This is a genomic window from Pseudomonas sp. B13(2017), assembly GCF_002113245.1.
Classification (GTDB): Bacteria; Pseudomonadota; Gammaproteobacteria; order Pseudomonadales; family Pseudomonadaceae; genus Aquipseudomonas; species Aquipseudomonas putida_Z.
On the sequence record NZ_NEJX01000016.1, the window covers coordinates 1 to 16,695 of the forward strand.

At 64.5% G+C, this 16,695-nt stretch carries 15 protein-coding genes; 4 read left to right on the forward strand and 11 right to left on the reverse strand.

Annotated elements, in window-relative coordinates:
- Nucleotides 1-167: 167 nt before the first annotated feature.
- From holA to leuS, 3 genes are read right to left on the reverse strand one after another with little or no spacing between them, the layout of a single operon-like run.
- On the reverse strand, nucleotides 168-1,205 hold the full coding sequence (holA, locus tag CAG44_RS19495; protein WP_025340761.1) for a DNA polymerase III subunit delta: 1,038 nt from the start codon (nucleotides 1,203-1,205) through the stop codon (nucleotides 168-170).
- Nucleotides 1,206-1,244: 39 nt separating this feature from the next.
- Nucleotides 1,245-1,850: an LPS assembly lipoprotein LptE gene (gene lptE / locus CAG44_RS19500; RefSeq protein ID WP_003257580.1), complete on the reverse strand. Its 606-nt coding sequence runs from the start codon at nucleotides 1,848-1,850 to the stop codon at nucleotides 1,245-1,247.
- A gap of 60 nt (nucleotides 1,851-1,910) precedes the next feature.
- On the reverse strand, nucleotides 1,911-4,517 hold the full coding sequence (leuS, locus tag CAG44_RS19505) for a leucine--tRNA ligase (protein ID WP_085692817.1): 2,607 nt from the start codon (nucleotides 4,515-4,517) through the stop codon (nucleotides 1,911-1,913).
- A gap of 227 nt (nucleotides 4,518-4,744) precedes the next feature.
- Between leuS and CAG44_RS19510 the strand changes: the two genes are divergently transcribed.
- Nucleotides 4,745-5,059 (forward strand): hypothetical protein, encoded by a 315-nt coding sequence (locus tag CAG44_RS19510; protein WP_003257582.1) that lies wholly within the window; start codon nucleotides 4,745-4,747, stop codon nucleotides 5,057-5,059.
- Between the two features lie 136 nt (nucleotides 5,060-5,195).
- On the forward strand, nucleotides 5,196-5,957 hold the full coding sequence (locus CAG44_RS19515; RefSeq protein ID WP_085692818.1) for a YdcF family protein: 762 nt from the start codon (nucleotides 5,196-5,198) through the stop codon (nucleotides 5,955-5,957).
- Nucleotides 5,958-6,082: 125 nt separating this feature from the next.
- Here the strand turns inward: CAG44_RS19515 and lnt are convergent, their stop codons facing one another.
- Genes lnt through CAG44_RS19535 form a run of 4 tightly spaced genes read right to left on the reverse strand, consistent with a single transcriptional unit; the run spans nucleotide 6,083 to nucleotide 9,938 of the window.
- Nucleotides 6,083-7,600 (reverse strand): apolipoprotein N-acyltransferase, encoded by a 1,518-nt coding sequence (lnt, locus tag CAG44_RS19520; protein WP_085591623.1) that lies wholly within the window; start codon nucleotides 7,598-7,600, stop codon nucleotides 6,083-6,085.
- Nucleotides 7,601-7,608: 8 nt separating this feature from the next.
- Nucleotides 7,609-8,448: an HlyC/CorC family transporter gene (locus CAG44_RS19525; protein ID WP_003257584.1), complete on the reverse strand. Its 840-nt coding sequence runs from the start codon at nucleotides 8,446-8,448 to the stop codon at nucleotides 7,609-7,611.
- A 25-nt stretch (nucleotides 8,449-8,473) separates the two neighbouring features.
- Nucleotides 8,474-8,947: an rRNA maturation RNase YbeY gene (gene ybeY, locus CAG44_RS19530; RefSeq protein WP_015271932.1), complete on the reverse strand. Its 474-nt coding sequence runs from the start codon at nucleotides 8,945-8,947 to the stop codon at nucleotides 8,474-8,476.
- Entirely contained in the window at nucleotides 8,940-9,938 is a 999-nt protein-coding gene (locus CAG44_RS19535; RefSeq protein ID WP_039613560.1) for a PhoH family protein, read from the reverse strand. The genes ybeY and CAG44_RS19535 overlap by 8 nt, the downstream gene beginning before the upstream one ends.
- Nucleotides 9,939-10,214: 276 nt before the next feature.
- Here CAG44_RS19535 and CAG44_RS19540 point away from each other — a divergent pair, with 276 nt between their 5' ends.
- Nucleotides 10,215-10,541 (forward strand): DUF1820 family protein, encoded by a 327-nt coding sequence (locus CAG44_RS19540; protein ID WP_013974341.1) that lies wholly within the window; start codon nucleotides 10,215-10,217, stop codon nucleotides 10,539-10,541.
- A gap of 3 nt (nucleotides 10,542-10,544) precedes the next feature.
- Here the strand turns inward: CAG44_RS19540 and CAG44_RS19545 are convergent, their stop codons facing one another.
- From CAG44_RS19545 to CAG44_RS19560, 4 genes are all read right to left on the reverse strand, one after another.
- Nucleotides 10,545-11,090 (reverse strand): tetratricopeptide repeat protein, encoded by a 546-nt coding sequence (locus tag CAG44_RS19545; protein ID WP_003257587.1) that lies wholly within the window; start codon nucleotides 11,088-11,090, stop codon nucleotides 10,545-10,547.
- Between the two features lie 257 nt (nucleotides 11,091-11,347).
- Nucleotides 11,348-12,631, reverse strand: coding sequence for a glutamate-1-semialdehyde 2,1-aminomutase (gene hemL / locus CAG44_RS19550; RefSeq protein ID WP_013974339.1), 1,284 nt, complete (start codon nucleotides 12,629-12,631; stop codon nucleotides 11,348-11,350).
- A gap of 15 nt (nucleotides 12,632-12,646) precedes the next feature.
- On the reverse strand, nucleotides 12,647-13,270 hold the full coding sequence (thiE, locus tag CAG44_RS19555) for a thiamine phosphate synthase (RefSeq protein ID WP_025340753.1): 624 nt from the start codon (nucleotides 13,268-13,270) through the stop codon (nucleotides 12,647-12,649).
- A 13-nt stretch (nucleotides 13,271-13,283) separates the two neighbouring features.
- The gene (locus CAG44_RS19560) at nucleotides 13,284-14,081 is read right to left on the reverse strand and encodes a hydroxymethylpyrimidine/phosphomethylpyrimidine kinase (RefSeq protein WP_046613210.1); all 798 of its coding nucleotides are present in this window, start codon (nucleotides 14,079-14,081) and stop codon (nucleotides 13,284-13,286) included.
- Nucleotides 14,082-14,346: 265 nt separating this feature from the next.
- Here CAG44_RS19560 and CAG44_RS19565 point away from each other — a divergent pair, with 265 nt between their 5' ends.
- The gene (locus tag CAG44_RS19565; protein WP_085692819.1) at nucleotides 14,347-16,335 is read left to right on the forward strand and encodes a hybrid sensor histidine kinase/response regulator; all 1,989 of its coding nucleotides are present in this window, start codon (nucleotides 14,347-14,349) and stop codon (nucleotides 16,333-16,335) included.
- The last annotated feature ends 360 nt before the right edge of the window (nucleotides 16,336-16,695 follow it).

Here is a 16,695-nt window from a genome sequence, read left to right on the forward strand (position 1 = left end):
CTGTAGGGCTTGGGGCAGGGTGGGGCCAATTGATTGTGTATATGGTTCGAGATGTTGGGGACATTGCAGCCCTGTGGGAGCGGGCGTGCCCGCGAACACCGGCGAAGCCGGTGCCATCCACCGTGTCGCCTGGTTCGCGGGCATGCCCGCTCCCACAGCGGCCCCAGTTACTCGGGAGGCAGTGTCAGGCGCTGGCCGGCCATCAGCAGCGACAAGCGCGCCAGGCCGGTCCACGGCGAGCCCTCGGCCTGGCCCTTGATCTGTGCATCGATACGCTGGGCATCTTGCAGCAACTGCGCCCAGCGCTGCGCCGACAGGCGCTGCAGGGCCTTGCTGACCAGTGGCCGGCGTTTGTCCCAGATCGGCGGGCGGGCCTGGCTGAAGGCCTTGTCCAGCGGTACACCCTGGCTGAACTGCTGGGCCAGCCCGGCCAGCTGGCGCAGCTCGCGGGCCAGGGCCCAGAGAATCACTGGTGGCTCCACGCCTTCACCGCGCAAGCCTTCGAGCATGCGCAAGGCATGCGCAGCTTCGCCGTTGAGAATGGCATCGACCAGGCCGAAGACATCGAAGCGGGCGCTGTCGGCGACGGCGGCTTGCACGGTCTCCACGGTGATCTGGTTACCTTCGGCAAGCAGCTTGAGCTTTTCGATTTCCTGCGCTGCAGCCAGCAGGTTGCCTTCCACGCGCGCGGCAATCAGGTCGACGGCGTCACGCTGTGCCGACAGGCCGGCCTGCTGCAGGCGCTGGTTGATCCACTGCGGCAGCTGGTGCACATCCACCGGCCAGATCTGGATGAACTGGCAGTGGGCACCTTCGATCAGCGCCTTGCCCCACTTGGTCTTCTGTGCGCTGCCGTCGAGCTTGGGCAGGCTGACCAGCAGCAGGGTGTCTTCGGCGGGGTTGGCGCAGTATTCCATCAGCGCAGCAGCGCCCTTGTCACCGGGCTTGCCCGAGGGCAGGCGCAATTCCAGCAGGCGGCGCTGGGCGAACAGGGACAGGCTGGCGCCAGCCTGGAGCAAGGTGCCCCAGTCGAAGTTGGCGTCGGCACTGAATACCTGGCGTTCGTCGAAGCCCTGCTGGCGCGCGGCGTTGCGGATGGCGTCGGCGGCTTCCTGGCACAGCAGCGGGTCGTCGCCGCTGACCACGTAGACCGGTGCCAGGGCGCCTTGCAGGTGCTTGTTGAGTTGGGCGGGAGCGAGCTTCATGGGAAACAGGCGGGGCACCCGAAGGTACCCCGCTCGGGCTTAGTTGCCCGGCACTTCCAGTGGCGACTGCTGAGGCGTTTCGGCCTGCTGGCGGCGAGCGGCCTCCAGCGCAGCGGCTTCGGCCTTGGCACGTTCGTCGGCTTGACGCTGCAGCTCGTCCAGCTGGGACGGGGTCAGCATCTGCAGGCGAACGACCATGGCGTTGACCAGGTCGCGACGCATTTCTTCGCGGGCGCGGTTGGCTTCCTGCTCGGAGCCGGTGATGTTCGAGCCGTCACGCAAGTAGATCTTGCGCACTTCCAGCTTGTCGCTCATCAGCTCCAGGTTGTTCAGGCCCTGGATGCTGTAGTTCAGCACGGTGGTCAGCTCGTATTCGGCGGTACGGTTGCCGCTGTTGTAGGTCGCCGAGCGCTCGCGCTCCTGCTCGTTGGTCAGCACCAGGCGGTACGGTGCGCCAGCGTGCACGTTGACACCGCTACGCTGCAGTACTTCACGCAGCTGGACCACGGTGGGGCCGTAGGCGTTGCGCGCACTTACGTCCATTTCCTTCACGCTCAGTTCGGTAGAGCCGGTGCCACGCAGCTGGAAACCGCAGGCGCTGAGCATGACCGCCAGGCCAATTACCAGCAAATTGCGTTTGATCATGTTGTTGCTCCCTTGTGGGCCTGTTCGCCCGCCCGCAGTGGCTGCGGGCGGGCGTTGCCATCAGTTGGCGACGATGTTGACCAGCTTGCCCGGTACCACGATGACCTTGCGGATGGTCAGGCCATCGATGAAGCGCAGGACGTTCTCGTTGCTGCGCGCGGCGGCTTCGATTTCTTCGCGGCTGGCGGCGGCCGGCATTTCGACCTGGCCACGCAGCTTGCCGTTGACCTGCACCACCAGGGTAACGGTGTCCTGTACCAGGGCTGCCTCGTCGACGGCTGGCCAGCTGGCGTCGATGACGGCCTGCTGGTGGCCCAGCTGTTGCCACAGCTCGTGGGAGATGTGCGGGGTGATCGGTGCCAGCAGCAGGGTGACGGCCTCCAGGCCTTCCTGCAGCAGGGCACGGTCCTGTTCAGTGACTTGCGGGGCCTTTTCCAGCACGTTCATCACGGTCATCACCTGGGCGATGGCGGTGTTGAACTTGTGGAACTGACCCACGTCGGTGCTGGCCTGCTTGATGGCGGCGTGGATGGCGCGGCGGATGACCTTCTGCGCGTCGTCCAGGGCGGCGACATCCAGCTTGCCCGGCAGGCCTTGGGCCACGTGGGTCTGGGCCAGGCGCCAGACGCGGCGCAGGAAGCGGCTGGCGCCTTCGACGCCGGAGTCGGACCATTCCAGGCTCATGTCGGGCGGCGAGGCGAACATCATGAACAGGCGGCAGGTGTCGGCGCCGTACTGGTCGATCATCGATTGCGGGTCGACGCCGTTGTTCTTCGACTTCGACATCTTCTCGGTGCCACCGATTTCCACCGGCAGGCCGTCGGTCTTCAGGCGGGCGCCAATGATCTTGGCCTTGGCATCGCGCTCGACTTCGACATCGGCCGGGTTGAACCAGTCCTTGCCGCCGTTGCTGGCCACACGGTAGTAGGTTTCGGCGACCACCATGCCCTGGGTCAGCAGGTTCTTGAACGGCTCGTTCGAGGTGACCAGGCCTTCGTCACGCATCAGCTTGTGGAAGAAGCGCGCGTACAGCAGGTGCAGGATGGCGTGCTCGATACCGCCGATGTACTGGTCGACCGGCAGCCAGTGGTTGGCCGCTTTCGGGTCGACCATGCCACCTTCGTAGTTCGGCGAGGCGTAGCGGGCGAAGTACCAGGACGACTCGACGAAGGTGTCCATGGTGTCGGTTTCGCGCTTGGCCGCGGTGCCGCATTTCGGGCAGCTGCACTCGTAGAATTCAGGCATGCGCGCCAGCGGCGAACCGGCACCGTCCGGCACCACGTTCTCCGGCAGGGTGACCGGCAGTTGGTCTTCCGGCACCGGTACGTCGCCGCAGGACGGGCAGTGGATGATCGGGATCGGGCAGCCCCAGTAGCGCTGGCGGCTGATACCCCAGTCGCGCAGGCGGAACTGGGTACGCGATTTGCCCAGCTCCTTGCGGATCAGGGCGGCTTCGATGGCGTCGAAGGCACCGGCGAAGTCCAGGCCGTCGAACTCGCCGGAGTTGATCAGCTGGCCGTGCTCGCCATAGGCGGCCAGCCACTCGTTGCCGACTTCGTCGCCAGCGCTGGTGCGCACCACGGCCTTGACCGGCAGGTTGTACTTGTGGGCGAACTCGAAGTCGCGCTCGTCGTGTGCCGGCACGGCCATGACGGCGCCATCGCCGTAGTGCATCAGCACGTAGTTGGCGACCCATACCGGCAACTTCTCGCCGGTCAGCGGGTGCTCGACCAGCAGGGAAGTGGCCATGCCCTTCTTCTCCTGGGTGGCCATGTCGGCTTCGGCAACGCTGCCGCTCTTGCACTCGTCGATGAACGCCTGCAGCGCCGGGTTGCCCTGGGCGGCCTGGGTGGCCAGCGGGTGTTCGGCGGCGACGGCGACGTAGGTGGCGCCCATCAGCGTGTCGGGACGGGTGGTGAAGACCTTGAGGGTGCCTTCGTGGCCGATGCTGGCCAGGTCGAACGGGAACTGCACTTCCATGCCGCGCGACTTGCCGATCCAGTTGCGCTGCATGGTCTTGACCTGCTCAGGCCAGCCCGGCAGCTCGTCGAGGCTTTCCAGCAGCTCGTCGGCGTAGTCGGTGATGCGGAAGTAGTACATCGGGATTTCGCGCTTCTCGATCAGCGCGCCCGAACGCCAGCCACGGCCGTCGATGACCTGCTCGTTGGCCAGTACGGTCTGGTCCGCCGGGTCCCAGTTCACGGTACCGTTCTTGCGGTAGATGATGCCTTTCTCGAACAGGCGGGTGAACAGCCACTGCTCCCAGCGGTAGTAGTCGGGCTTGCAGGTGGTGACTTCACGTGCCCAGTCGATGGCCAGGCCCAGGCTCTTGAGCTGGGTCTTCATGTAGTCGATGTTTTCGTACGTCCACTTGGCCGGGGCGACGTTGTTCTTCATCGCCGCGTTTTCCGCGGGCATGCCGAATGCGTCCCAGCCCATCGGCTGCAGGACGTTCTTGCCCAGCATGCGCTGGTAGCGGGCAATCACGTCACCGATGGTGTAGTTGCGCACGTGGCCCATGTGTAGCTTGCCGCTCGGGTACGGGAACATCGACAGGCAGTAGTAGGTGTCCTTGCCTGGCTGTTCGGTAACAGCGAACGATTGTTGCTCGTCCCAGAACTTCTGGGCGGCGGCTTCGATATCACGGGGCGTGTATTGTTCGTGCATGGCTACTTTTTGCTGAGAGGGAAGAGACCTTGTTCCAGGCAGCGGAACCTCGCTGCGTCCGGCACTCCGGTGTCGTTTAGAGTGAACGCCGTAGCATACAGCAGCGCCGCGCATCGTGGGAAACCTTCGTTGCGAATGCCCGCTGGTCGCGGCACACGGCTGCTTTTTGCAACGACGCTAAGCTCAGGTGTGGGGGGAGATATTCTTATCTTCAATGAGGTGAACGGATGGGAGAGACGCAGCTACCCGCAATCAGACCGGAGCTATACGAACGCCTGATCGACCGGCTTGGCCTGGCGCTGGAAGTGGCCAGGACCTCGGTGCGATTGCGCGACGAAATGCCAGCCGAGCTGGAGTTGCGTGGCCTGAGCCACGCAGAGTTCGAACTGATCAAGGCCTACCTGGATTCCCTCCCGGAGCGCCACAATGCCTGTGTCGGCAGTTACCCACAAGCGGAGCCGACATCGGCCAAGATCATCTGGCTCAAGGACAAGAAACGCCCCGCCAGCACGGCGAGATCCAGGACGCTGCCACATCGCTAGCCGTTCAGGACGCCAGGCGCAGGCTATCGCGCGCCGGTTCTTCAAAATTTGCACAGCTCACGATCGGCGCCGGCCTCACCCTTGTTGACCGGCGTCGATCCTTCTAGGCTGCACGCCTGCCAAGGAGGTGTGGCCAATGCCGATCCGATTCTTCGTAAAACAATGGCTGATGCCGCCAGGCGTCCTGTTCCTGCTGCTGCTTGTGGCGTGGTGGCTGCGCCGTCGCCGGCCCAGGCTGGCAGCGCTGTGTTTTGCCGTGGGCCTTGGTGGCCTGTGGCTGATGAGCCTGCCGCTGGTGGTGCAGGAAACCGCTCGTGTGCTGGAGACGGAAGCGCCGCTGGCGGTCAGTGATTGGGCCGGCCTGGCAAGCCGGGCGGATGCCATCGTGGTGCTGGGCGCGGGGCGTGAGCGGGGTGACCCGGCCTGGGGTGGTAGCGACCAGCCCACGGCCACGGCGCTGGAGCGCATGCGCTTCGCCGCGCGGCTGGCCAAGGCTTCGGGCTTGCCGGTGCTGACCAGTGGCGGGTTGCACTATGGCACGCCGCCGAGCGAGGCGCGGTTGATGGCTGATCGCCTGCGTGAAGATTTCGGCGTCGAGGTGAAATGGCGGGAGGAGGGCAGCCGCACGACCTGGGAGAATGCCCGGCTGACGGCCAAGGTACTGCAGCCGTTGGGGATTCGCCGGGTGGTCGTGGTGACCCAGGCCTGGCACATGCAGCGCTCGCGCTGGAGCTTCGAGCAGGCGGGGTTCGAGGTGGTGCCGGCGCCGGTCGGGTTCCTCGGGCGCGATCATGCGCGGCCGTTCGGCGGGTTGCTGCCGGAGAGCCGGGCGATGTGGCAGAGCGGGCAGTTGCTCAATGAAGTGGCGGGGTTGGTGGGGTATCGGCTGTTCTACTGACCCTTGTGTTGCCTGTGCCGGCCTCTTCGCGGGTGAACCCGCTCCCACAGGTACACCGCAGGCCATGGGCTTGTGCGGTCCCTGTGGGAGCGGGTTTACCCGCGAAGAGGCCGGTACAGGAAAACTCAAACGGTCTTGGCAATGCGCCCGGCCAGCAACGCCCAACCCAGCAGCAATGCGCAGACTATCGCCAGCGGCCACGACCGCCATTGCAGGTACGGCGTCAGTTTCTGCATCGGCACCACCTCGCCGTACAGCACCGCCTGCTGGAACTGCGGTACCTGCGTGGTAATGCGGCCAAACGGGTCGATCAATGCGGTCACGCCGTTGTTGGTGGCGCGGATCATCCAGCGGCCGGCTTCCAGCGCGCGCATCTGCGCCATCTGCAGGTGCTGCAACGGGCCGATCGAGGTGCCGAACCAGGTGTCGTTGCTGATGGTCAGCAGCAGGTCGCTGCGGGCCGCCAGGCCAGCGGCGAATTCGGGGTAGACCACTTCGTAGCAGATGTAAGGCGCAATCTGGTAGCCCTTGGCCTGCAGCAGCGGCTGGTCTTCCGGCCCGCGGGCGAAGTCCGACATGGGCAGGTTGAAGAACTCGATCAGGCCGCGCAGCATGTCCTGCAGCGGCACATACTCGCCAAACGGCACCAGCTTCTGCTTGAGGTAGGTGCCATCGCCTTCACCGGTGACGGTGATGCCGTTGTAGTAGCGGCGCTGGTGGTGCACCACTTCACGCACCGGCACGCCGGTGATCAGCGCCGAATGCCGTTCGGCGGCGAAGCGGCCCATCACGTCGATATACCCCTGGGCTTGGTCCTTGAGCACCGGGACCGCGGTTTCCGGCCACACCAGCAGGTCCACCGGCCTGGAGCTGAAACTCAGGTCACGGTACAGCGCCAGTTGCGCGTCGATGTGTGCCGGGTCCCATTTCAGGTCCTGCTCGACATTGCCCTGGATGGCCGCCACTTTCAGCGGGTCGCCCGCCGGCTTGGTCCAGGCATGGCCCTTGAGCGCCAGGCCCAGCACCCACGGGGCCAGCAACAGCAGGCAACCCGCCGCCAGGAACGAGGGGCGGGCGCGCAGGCGGTGCAGGTTGCACAGCAGGGCAGCGGTCAGGGCCAGGGTGAAGGAAATCAGCCACACGCCGCCCAGCGGTGCCAGGCCGGCCAGCGGGCCGTCCAGCTGGCTGTAGCCGGCGTAGAGCCAGGGGAAACCGGTCAGGAACCAGCCGCGGAAGGCCTCTTGCAGCAGCCAAAGGGCGGCGAAGCACAAGGCGTCGGCCAGTGGTGCCTCGGTGCGCCGCAACCAGCGTGCCCAAAGCCAGGTGGGCAGGGCGAAGAACCAGGCCAGGGCGGCGAAGAACGCCAGCAGCAGCAGGATCGCCAGCAGCGGCGAGGCGCCGCCGTAGGTGTTCATGCTTACGTAGATCCACCAGGTGCCGGCACCGTACAGGCCGAAGCCGAACCACCAGCCACGCCACATGGCCTGGCGCGGGCTGAGCTCGCGCAGGCCAAGGTAGAGCAGGGCGATGGACAACACGGCCAGGGGCCAGATGTCGAACGGCGCCAGGGCCAGGAGGGTGGAGGCACCGGCCGCCAGGGCCAGCAGGTTACCGGGCCAGCCGGGGCGGGTGATCCAACGCATGTTTGTCCTTAACGGGTGATCGGTGTCAGGCGCAGCAAGTGTATCCGCCGGCTGTCGGCATTGAGAATACGGAACTTGTAAGGGCCGATCTCGGTGGTTTCGTTGCGCTTGGGCAGGTGACCGAAGGCGCTCATCACCAGGCCGCCGACCGTGTCGAACTCGTCATCGGAGAATTCGCTGTCGAAGAACTCGTTGAAGTTCTCGATCGGGGTAAGCGCCTTGACCAGGAAGTCACCGCTGGGCAGCGGCTTGATGTAGCTGTCTTCCTCGACATCGTGCTCGTCCTCGATGTCGCCGACGATCTGCTCCAGCACGTCCTCGATGGTGACCAGGCCGGCCACGCCGCCGTACTCGTCGATGACGATGGCCATGTGGTTATGGTTGGCGCGGAACTCGCGCAGCAGCACGTTCAGGCGCTTGGACTCGGGCACGAAAGTGGCCGGGCGCAGCAGGTCCTTGATGTTGAAGCTGTCACCGTTCTCCTTGAGGATCAGCGGCAGCAGGTCCTTGGCGAGCAGGATCCCGAGCACATCGTCGTGGCTTTCGCCGATCACCGGGTAGCGCGAGTGTGCGGCGTCGATCACTGCCGGCAGGAACTCGCGGGGCGACTGGCTGGCCTTGATACTGATCATCTGCGAACGCGGCACCATGATGTCGCGAACCTGCAGGTCGGCCACCTGGATGGCGCCTTCGACGATGGTCAGCGCTTCGCTGTCCAGCAGTTTGTTCTGATGGGCTTCGCGCAGCAGTTCAAGGAGCTGCTGGCGGTTTTTCGGCTCATGGGCAAAAGCCTGGGTCAGTTTACCCAGCCAGGACTTCTGCCCGTTGCTCGATCGATCTTCGCTCATGGCGGTTCTCGTGATCCTTCGTGTATCAGTGTGTGATGGTGTCGGTTTCATCGTCGGCGTACGGGTCGGGATGACCCAGTTCTGCCAGCAATTCCCGTTCCAGGCCTTCCATTTCCTCGGCTTCCTCATCTTCGATGTGGTCGTAACCGAGCAGGTGCAGGCAACCGTGGATGACCAGGTGTGCCCAGTGCGCTTCCAGCGACTTGCCCTGTTCGGCGGCTTCGCGCTCGACCACCGGCACGCAGATCACCAGGTCGCCCAGCAGTGGGATATCGAGCAGGTCGTCGGGGACGTCGGCCGGGAACGACAGCACATTGGTCGCGTAGTCCTTGTGCCGGTAGGTGTGGTTCAGCTCGCGGCCTTCGGCTTCGTCGACCAGGCGAATGGTCATTTCCGAATCGGCGCTGCGCTGGCGCAGTGCCAGTTCGCACCAGCGGCGAAAGGCGGTGTCATCCGGGGCGGCAGCATCCGTGGCCCGTTGAATATCGAGTTCAAGCATCTTTGCCGGGCGCCTCGGGCTTGGCCTGGCGGGCATCGAAGCGGTCGTAGGCCTCGACAATGCGCTGCACCAGTGGGTGACGAACCACATCTTTGGGTTGGAAGTGGGTGAAACTGATCCCCGGAACGTCCCTCAGCACCTCGATGACGTGCGCCAGGCCCGACTTGGTGCCACGGGGCAGGTCGACCTGGGTGATGTCACCGGTGATGACCGCGGTAGAGCCGAAGCCGATACGGGTGAGGAACATCTTCATCTGTTCCAGCGTGGTGTTCTGGCTCTCGTCGAGGATGATGAAACTGTTGTTCAGGGTGCGGCCACGCATGTAGGCCAGCGGGGCGATCTCGATCACCTGGCGCTCGATCAGCTTGGCCACATGTTCGAAGCCGAGCATTTCGTACAGGGCGTCGTACAGCGGGCGCAGGTACGGGTCGATCTTCTGGGCAAGGTCGCCGGGCAGGAAGCCGAGCTTTTCGCCCGCCTCGACCGCCGGGCGCACCAGCAGGATACGGCGCACCTGTTCGCGTTCCAGCGCGTCCACGGCGCAGGCCACGGCCAGGTAGGTCTTGCCGGTACCGGCCGGGCCGATGCCGAAGTTGATGTCGTTGGCCAGGATTTCCTTGACGTAGCGTTGCTGGTTGACCCCGCGCGGGCGGATGTTGCCCTTGCGCGTGCGCAGCGACACGCTGACCTCGTTGACGGCCGGGTTGTCGATGTTCTCGACGGTCGATTCCTGCAGGTACAGGTGCACGGTTTCCGGCGACAGGTCGCTGGCCTTGGTCTCGCGGTAGAGACGGCGCAGCAGCTGTTCGGCAGCGGAGGTGGTCTTGGGTTCGCCGATCAGCTCGAACTGATTGCCGCGGTTGCGGATCTCGATGGCCAGGCGCTGTTCGATCAGGCGCAGGTGCTCGTCGAACTGGCCGCACAGGTTGGCGAAACGGTGGGCCTCGAAAGGTTCGAGGATGAAACGATGGGGTTGTATGGGTGCGTTCAAGGTCGTTTTTAGCCGCTCGACGGCAATGGATGTGAACTCAAGAATAACCCTTGAATGGCAGTGGCGAAAGCACTGAAACGTTCAACGGTATGTATGGCCTGTTCCGGCCCTATCGCCGGCAAGCCGGGCTCCCACAGATACTGCACAGGCCTGAAGCTTGCGCAGTACCTGTGGGAGCTGGCTTGCCGGCGATGAGGCCGGGACAGGCAACACAGATCAGCAAACCTGTCTGCTATGATGCCCGCCTTTTCTTACGCATGTGTTATCCCGACGAACATGAGCAAACGCGAACCTGCCATCTATAAAGTGATCTTCCTCAACCAGGGGCAGGTCTTCGAGATGTATGCCAAGCAGATCTACCAGAGCGACCTGTGGGGGTTCCTGGAAATCGAGGAGTTCGTGTTCGGCGAGCGTTCGCAGCTGGTGGTGGACCCGAGCGAGGAGAAGCTCAAGAGCCAGTTCGATGGGGTGATCCGCAGCTTCGTGCCGATGCACTCGATCGTGCGCATCGACGAGGTGGAGCGCCTGGGCACGGCGAAGATCAGCGAAGCCAAGGGCGGCGGCAACGTGATGCCGTTCCCCATGCCGATGCCGGAAAAGTAACCCTCAGGGGAGTGGCGAGAACGGCGTGCGCCCTTCGGCGTTCTGCAGTTCCAGCAGGTACTTGCGGAAGATCTGGCCGAGCACCTGGGTGGCGTGCTCCAGTTCGTCGCGGGGCATTTGCTCGGTCACTTCGTCGGCCATGTCCAGCGCATCCTCGGCGCCGTTGACCGCTGCCATCTTCAGCAGGATGTAGGCCTGCACATTGTTGGCCTTGACCCCTTCGCCACGGAAGAACATGGCGCCCAGGCGGTACTGGGCCTCTGCATGGCCTTGCAGCGAGGCCTTTTCGAACCAGTTCAGGGCTTTGCCCAGGTTTTTCGGCGTTTGCGTGTAGTAGTACTCGCCCAGTTCGAATTGCGCCTGGGCATCCCCCGCTGTTGCCGTCTGCTCACAAGCCTTGAGGGCGTTTGCCAGGTCTTCAGGCTGGACATTCAAGGTGCAGCGGCCCGTCGCCGGAATGAGCAACGAGTTACCGCCCTCCGCCAGGGCCAGCAGGGGCTGAAGAAGCAACAGGCAGCCCAGGGTCAGGGCGCGGCCGGTGCGGTTCATGGGGATCGACTTACCTCTGCAAAGCTGCGGCCAATGTCTCTGGTGGCACATTATGGGATAAGCAGCGCCAACCTTACAAAGTTTTACTCGAATTTCTGCTTGGTTGGGGGAGTCAGCTGATTGTGCAGGGTCTTTTGTTGCCTGTCCCGGCCTCTTCGCGGGCACGCCCGCTCCCACAGGGATCGCACCATTTTCAAGGTTGGTGCAGAACCTGTGGGAGCGGGCGTGCCCGCGAAAGGGCCGGTACAGGCTGACAATTACTTCAGGGCTGCAAAAGCCTTTTCAGCCGCATCCAGGGTGATCTGCAGCTCCTTGTCGCCATGGGCGATGGAGGTGAAGCCGGCCTCGAACGCGCTCGGCGCCAGGTACACGCCACCATCGAGCATCAGGTGGAAGAAGCGCTTGAAGCGCTCGGCATCGCTGGCCATCACGTCTTCGAAGGTGACGATGTCGTCGGCACCGCTGAAGTACAGGCCGAACATGGCACCGGCCTGGGTGGTGACGAACGGCACGCCAGCGGCATCGGCGCGCTGTTGCAGGCCGTCGAGCATGCGGCTGGTGTAGTCGGTCAGCTCGGCGTGGAAGCCCGGGCGGCTGATCAGCTTCAGGGTGGTCAGGCCGGCGGCCATGGCCAGCGGGTTACCCGACAGGGTACCGGCCTGGTAGACCGGGCCGAGCGGGGCGATGCAGCCCATGATTTCACGCTTGCCGCCGAAGCAGCCGACCGGCATGCCGCCACCGACGATCTTGCCGAAGGTCGACAGGTCCGGCTTGATGCCGTAGTGGCCCTGGGCGCCGCCGAGCGAAACGCGGAAACCGGTCATCACTTCGTCGAAGATCAACACCACGCCGTGCTTGTCGCACTGCTCGCGCAGGCCTTCGAGGAAGCCTGGCGCCGGCGGTACGCAGTTCATGTTGCCGGCTACCGGCTCGACGATGATGCAGGCTACGGTCTGGCCGACTTCGGCCAGGGTTTTCTCGACGGCGGCGATGTCGTTGAACGGCAGGGTCAGGGTGTGCTTGGCGAAGTCCGCCGGCACGCCCGCCGAGCTCGGCACGCCCTGGGTCAGCAGGCCGGAGCCGGCTTTTACCAGCAGGCTGTCGGAGTGGCCGTGGTAGCAGCCTTCGAACTTGATGATGGCGTCACGGCCGGTGTAGCCACGGGCCAGGCGGATGGCGCTCATGGTGGCTTCGGTGCCCGAGCTGACCATGCGCACCATCTCCATGGACGGCACCAGCGAGCAGACCAGGTCGGCCATCTCGGTTTCCATGGCGGTCGGGGCACCATAGGACAGGCCGTGCTCCAGCTGCCTGCGTACCGAGTCCAGTACCTCCGGGTGGCCGTGGCCGAGGATCATCGGGCCCCAGGAGCCGACGTAGTCGACGTAGCGCTTGTCATCCTCGTCAACGACGTAGGCTCCTTCGGCATGCTTGAAGAACAGCGGCGTGCCGCCAACGCTCTTGAAAGCGCGGACCGGCGAGTTGACGCCACCGGGGATGTGCTTCTGGGCTTGGGCGAACAGGGCTTCGGAACGGGACATGGGGGTTCTCTCGAATCAGGATGCGAACAAGGCGTTGAAGGCGCGGGCGCGGCGGGTGACTTCCTGCGCGCTGTCGGCACCGAACAGGCCGTGGATCACCGCCAGCAGGTCGGCGCCATGGGCGACCAGCGGGGCGGCGTTGTCGAGGGTAATGCCGCCGATCACCGCGATCGGCAGTTTCACCTGGGCGCGGGCCTGCTCCAGCAGTTCGATGTTGGCAGCGGGTGCACCCGGCTTGGTGACGGAATTGAAGAAGCGGCCAAAGGCCACGTAGCTGGCGCCTTCGCTGGCAGCCTGGGCGGCCAGTTCGAGGCTGGCGTGGCAGGTGGAACCGATGATCGCCTGGCGGCCGAGCAATGCGCGGGCTGGGGTCAGCGGGCCGTCGGTCTGGCCCAGGTGCACGCCGACGCCCAGGCGCGCGGCCAGTTCGGCGTCGTCGTTGATGAGCAGCTGGGTGCCGTAGCGCTCGCAGAGCTTCAGCAGCCCTTCGGCTTCACGCAGGCGGCGCGCCGCGTCGTCACTTTTGTCGCGGTACTGCAGCAGGCACACGCCGCCTTCCAGTGCCGCCTCGACATGGGACAGGAAACGGCCAGCGAGCAGCTGGCTGTCGGTGATGGCGTACAGACCGCGTAGCTTCATTGGAGGCCTCGTGTCAGGAGCAGAAATCCAGCGGCAGGCGGCGCGGCACGAACTGGCCCTTGCCCAGCTGTTCGGCGTCACGCAGGGTGCGCCAGGTGTAGTCCAGGGCGCTGCGGACGGCGCTTTCCAGCTGCTCGCCGAGGGCCAGACGGCCGGCCAGGGCGCTGGCCAGGGTGCAGCCCGAGCCGTGGTAGCTGCCCGGCAGGCGCTGGCAGGTCCAGGTGTGGCGCTGGCCGTCGCGGCTGTACAGGCGGTTGTGAATTTCGTCTTCGTCGCCGTGACCGCCGGTAATCAGCAGGTGTCTACAGAACGGCAACAGTTTCTCGGCACACTCGTCGGCGGTGCCTTCGGGCAGTTCGGCAAGGATGCGGGCTTCGGGCAGGTTCGGCGTGGCGATGGTCGCCAGCGGCAGCAGGCGTTCGCGCAGGGCGTAGCCCACTTCGTCCTTGCCCAGGCGGCCACCACCACCGGCACGCAGCACCGGGTCGCAGACCAGCGGCAGGTGCGGGTGGGCGGCCAGCAGTTCGGCGACGGTGTCGACCATTTCGATCGAACCGAGCATGCCGAGCTTGACGGCGGCCACCGTGGAGTCGGCCAGCACGGCGTTGGCCTGGGCCAGCACCCACTCGCGGTCGAGCACGCGGAAGTCGGAAACGTTGACGGTATCCTGCACGGTCAGGGCGGTCACTGCGGGTGCGGCGTGACAGCCTTGGGCGATCAGGGCTTCGATATCTGCCTGCAGGCCGGCGCCGCCACTGGGGTCGTGGCCGGAGAGACAGAGGACAACGGGGCGGGAGCTGTAGGTATTCATGGTCGGCGAGCTTACCACCAATCCTGTTTGGGCGGATCGTCCTACAAACGAGTTTTGTTGATCATAAGGTCAGTTTTTTGCCGGTTTAATTTCTGAAAGCATTGATTTAGAGCCTTTTCTTTGTGATTGGATATGGTCGATTGCCAGGTTGCGAAGCTATGCTAGAGTGCTCGGATAACTCTACAAACGGGTTCTGCCGGATCGTGTCGTCTCAAACGGATGGGAGGCAACCGCGACTCGACCGGACAGGCCATGCTGGGGCTGTATGCGCTATTTGCTGATTGTGCTTCTGGGCTTGCTGCCCGTGCTGGCCGGGGCAGTCGATTTCGACGACGCTACGCGGCATCTTCCGCTGGGCAAGGCCATGCAGGTTTATGAAGACCTCGATGGCAGCGCCAGCATCGCCCAGGTCAGTGCCCCTGGGTTCGCCAAGCATTTTCGCCCCCACCACGAAGACGTGCTGAACGCCGGTTATTCCACCTCGGTGTTCTGGCTCAAGGTCGAACTGCGCCCTGTCGCCGCACCCGGCGCCGCCCCACGGCAATGGCTGCTGGAACTGGCCTATCCGCCGCTGGACCACCTCGAGCTGTACCTGCCCGACAGCAGTGGCAGTTACCGCCTGGCCCGGCGCACCGGCGACGCCTTGCCCTACCACAGCCGCCAGATCCTGCAGAACAACTACCTGTTCGAACTGCAGCTGCCGCCTGGCCAGGTGACCACCGCCTACCTGCGCCTGCACAGCCAGGGCTCGGTGCAGGCGCCGCTGGCGCTGTGGTCCGCCCAGGCCTACATGGAGGAGCAGCCCACGCGCCTGTATGTGCTGGGGATGATTTACGGCGTGCTGCTGGTGATGCTGGTGTACAACCTGTTCATCTACCTCAGCGTGCGCGACGTCAGCTACCTCTATTACATCCTCTATATCGCCTCGTTCGGCTTTTACCAGGTGTCGGTGAATGGTGCTGGTGTGGCCTACTTCTGGCCGGACAGCCCGTGGTGGGCGAATGCTTCGACGCCGTTGTTCATCGGTGCCGCTGGCCTGTTCGGCTGCCAGTTCGCCCGGCATTTCCTGCAACTGGGCAGCATCAGCCGTGGTTTCGACAGGCTGCTGCAGCTGCTGATGCTGGGTGGCGCGCTGGTCATGGTGCTGGCGGTGAGCATGCCCTACGGCGTCGCCCTGCGCATGGCCACGATGCTGGCGTTGCTGTTTACCGTGAGCATCTTCGCTGCCGGGCTGTACGCCTGGTGGCGAGGCTTGCGCGTGGCACGCTGGTTCATCATCGCCTGGACGGCGTTCCTGCTCGGAGGCCTGGTCAACACCCTGATGGTGCTGGGCTACCTGCCGAACGTGTTCATCACCATGTATGCCAGCCAGCTGGGGTCGGCGCTGGAGGTGGCCTTGCTGTCGCTGGCGCTGGCCGACCGCATCAACAGCCTGCGCGAGCAGCAGGCGCAGACCTTGCGAGACACCGGGCGCACGCTGGAACAACTGAACCTGCAACTGGCCAGGAGCAACCGGCTGAAAGATGAGTTCCTGGCCAGCGTGACCCATGAGCTGCGCACACCGATGAATGGTGTGATCGGCTCGCTGGAGCTGATGCATACCCTGCCGATGGAGGCCGAGATGGCCCAGTACCACCGCACGGCGGTGGGCTCGGCCCAGGGCATGATGGATATGGTCGATGCCATTCTTACCCTGTCCGAGCTGCAGGCCGGCCGCCTGCGCGCGCAGCCGGCGCCGTTCAGCCTGCGTGACCTGCTGCAGGGCGTGCGTGCCGGTTATGCCGGGCAGGCTTTGGGCAAAGGCTTGTACCTGAGCCTGGACATCCCGGCCGATGTGCCGGACGGGTTGCTGGGCGATGCTCAGAAGCTGGCCCGCTGCCTGGGGTGCCTGGTGGACAACGGTTTGAAGTTCACCCACCAGGGCGGGGTGATGATCCAGGTGCGCGGGCGCCGCGTGGGGCCTGACGACCTGGCGCTGACCTTCATGGTCAGCGACAGCGGTATCGGCTTCGATGACCTCGATCAGGCGACCCTGTACCAGCGCTTTTTCCAGGTCGATGGCTCGATGACCCGGCGTTATGGCGGGCTGGGGATTGGTTTGTCGATCTGCCGGCAGATGGGGGAATTGCTGGGGGCACGGTTGTCGCATGAGTCGACGCGGGGGTTGGGGAGCCGGTTCGAGTTGAGTTTGAACATGGCTATTGCGCAGATGCAGATGGCATCGAATGTTCTGCAGACGCGACGGTCGCTTTAGAGATTTTCGCAGGCTTTGTTGGGGCTGCTTTGCAGCCCTTCGCGGGCACGCCCGCTCCTACAGGTTTGGTGCTCAGCCCAAATAATGCGCGATCCCCTTGTGGGAGCGGGCGTGCCCGCGAAGGGCCGCAAAGCGGCCCCAAGAAACCCACAGGCTACAACAACTCCAGACTCTTCCTACGCACTGGCACTGGAAACTGCGCCAACTGCGAAATACCCTACAACCCCTGTCGACACGCGTCTGATTGTTCCTGCAAATCCCGCCCTCTAGGCTTTTCCTGTCGCTGACGGTTCAGCGATCGGGTGTGGAAACCTGGCAAGACATATGATGTTTGTTGACACGACAGCTGTACGCGGGAGG